Genomic DNA, 2,338 nt, shown 5'->3' with positions numbered 1-2,338 from the left:
GCTGGCGCCTGATCAGGTGCTGCCGCTCGGCATGATCCTGCATGAGCTCGGCACCAACGCCGTCAAGCACGGCGCCCTGTCGGTGCCGGGTGGCCGGGTGCGGGTCGGCTGGACGCTGAGCGGTGCAGTGGGCGATCAGCACCTGGCGCTGCGCTGGCGGGAGGAAGGTGGGCCGACGGTGCAGCAGCCGGCCACCCACAGCTTCGGCACGCGGCTAATCAACGCGGCGGCGCGCGATCTGCACGCGCGGGCGGAACTGTCCTTCGCGACCAGCGGTTTGCAGGCGGAGATCAACCTGCCGATGCGCTGAGCATCAGGAGGACCGGTGCCCGACCGGGCGGGTTCATATGCGCCGTCACCCACGCCTCTGGTGCTGGTAGTCGAGGACGAGTTCCTGCTCGCCATGGAGCTGGAGGCCATCATCCTGGCGCAGGGCTGGCGGGTGCTGGGGCCGGTGACGAGCGTCGAGGAAGCGCTCGATCTGCTGGGCACCCAGCTTCCGGACGTAGCCGTGCTCGACGTCAACCTGCACGGCGTGATGGTGACGCCGGTGGCGGAAGCGCTGGCGCGGCAGCACATCCCGTTCGTGCTGACAACCGCCTATCAGCCGTCGCGGCTGCGGGGCAATGCCGTCCTGGCCGAGGCGGTCAACATTGGCAAGCCCGTCGGCGAGCGCCGCCTGGTCCGGGCGATCCTGCAGGTGATGGAGACCTGACGGCCCGGCGAGATGACGGCGGTGCCGCCGCCTGAGGCCACCCTGCCCAGGCACTGCCTCGGGCATGACGATCGGGCGGAACCGGCGATCCGGCAAGATCCGGCCCGCTCCCGTAGCGCTGCTCCAGGGGCAGCCCTTCCCGCATGCGGATGAGATCCACGATCGATCCGGCCCGCAGCTTGGGCATCACGTTGCCCCGGCGAACCTTCACCGTGACCTCCGCGATGCCGAGGTCGAAGGCGATCTGCTTGTTCAGCCGGCACCTGGCCACCTCCCGGAAGACCTGCCGCTCGCGCAGCGTCAGGGTCTCGAAATGCCGGGCAAGCTGCATGGCCTGCACCATCATCGGGATGTCCCCGTGCCCGGTGAGGAAGACGATCGGCTTGCGCTGCCGCGCTGGGCCACGTGCCGCTGGAGGTCGGGCCGCCGGTACCGGGCATGCGCACGTCGAGGACGAGGCAGCCCGGCCGATCCAGTTGCCCCGATGCCAGTAGTTCCTGCATGGCGGCGAAGCAGACCGGGTTCAGCCCGATCGAGCGGATGAGCTCGCTCAAGGCTTCGCCGACCGCGCGGTCGTCATCCACCACCAGGACGATGGCCGGCCGACGGATCCGGCGACGACAGGGCTTGTCGGGACGATTGCTGCAACATGGCCCCTCCCCGGGTCATTTAGCCAGGGTCTTCTCCACGGCAGCCAGCAGGAGCTGGCCATCGATGGGCTCGCGGAACAGCGCGCTCGCCAGGGCGGCCCTGCCCGGCCGATCCGTGATCTCGTAACGCCGGTCACCATCAGGACGGGCAGGTCCGGATGCGCCTGGACGACGGCGTCGCAGAGCTGAAAGCCGTCCATCTCGGGCGTGCCGATATCCGACGCTCGGGCATCGGACGAGCCTCGCCCTGCGCTTCGCTGGGCCGGGCGCGAAGGTCGTCATCAGCGGGCGGCGTGCAGCAGCACTGGAAGCGACCGCAGCCGGGCATTCTGACATCGTCGGGCTGGTGGCCGATGCGGCAGACCCCGACGACGCGGGGCGCTGTGGCCGAGGCGATCGACCGCCAGGGTCGTCGGGACGTGCTGGTCAACAATGCCGGTGCGGGAGCCATTCTCCCGCTGGCGGAGGCCAGGGCGGCCGAGATCGAGCGGATCCTCGCCGTGAACATGCTGGGCTCCAGCCTGCTGGCGACAGCGGCACTGCCGCATCTGGCGGCAGTGCGCGGCAGTATCGTCAACACCTCCAGCACATTCCGCCAACGGCCGGCGGTGGGCCTATCGCACTATGCCGCCAGCAAGGCAGCGCTGGAGCAGCTCACCCGCTGCTGAGCGTTGGCACTGGCGCCCCAGGACATCCGTGCGAACGCAGTGGCACCAGGCCCTACCGATCGCCGTCGATGGCGGCCTGCGCCTCACCTGAACCGCTTGCCTGACCAGGCATGGATCGGGAGCAGCCCCATGCCGGCCTGTGCCCCCAGGCGCCAGCCACCGCCCGGCAGGCCGAGGCGGACACTCGCCGCGCATCGGTCCGGCTGAGGGATCGAAGGCCGACGCTGATCCCGCCCAAGAGTCCGCCAAGCCGGCCCAGTGCGCTGGACCGGCGGTCGCTACGGCGCTGATCGCAGAACGCCAGG

2 protein-coding genes and 2 pseudogenes are annotated in these 2,338 nt (G+C 70.1%); 3 read left to right on the top strand and 1 reads right to left on the bottom strand.

The annotated features are described in order from the left end of the window. Both EQG76_RS30145 and EQG76_RS30140 read left to right on the top strand, forming a co-directional pair. A pseudogene (locus tag EQG76_RS30145) lies at positions 1-310 on the top strand (histidine kinase); the annotation flags it as partial. Between the two features lie 15 nt (positions 311-325). Further along, complete coding sequence (locus tag EQG76_RS30140) at positions 326-715, top strand: response regulator (RefSeq protein WP_200841255.1); 390 nt, start codon at positions 326-328, stop codon at positions 713-715. Positions 716-830: 115 nt separating this feature from the next. Here the strand turns inward: EQG76_RS30140 and EQG76_RS33835 are convergent. Next, positions 831-1,311: pseudogene (locus tag EQG76_RS33835) on the bottom strand (response regulator transcription factor); the annotation flags it as partial. A 407-nt stretch (positions 1,312-1,718) separates the two neighbouring features. On the opposite strand from EQG76_RS33835, the gene EQG76_RS31935 reads away from it, so the two are divergent. Next, on the top strand, positions 1,719-2,033 hold the full coding sequence (locus tag EQG76_RS31935) for an SDR family oxidoreductase (protein WP_200841253.1): 315 nt from the start codon (positions 1,719-1,721) through the stop codon (positions 2,031-2,033). Positions 2,034-2,338 lie beyond the last annotated feature (305 nt).

The sequence above is a fragment of the Geminicoccus flavidas genome, from assembly GCF_009806515.1.
Taxonomy (GTDB): Bacteria; Pseudomonadota; Alphaproteobacteria; order Geminicoccales; family Geminicoccaceae; genus Geminicoccus; species Geminicoccus flavidus.
Note: the sequence above shows the minus strand (reverse complement) of the source record. Positions and strands in the feature narration are given on the sequence as shown.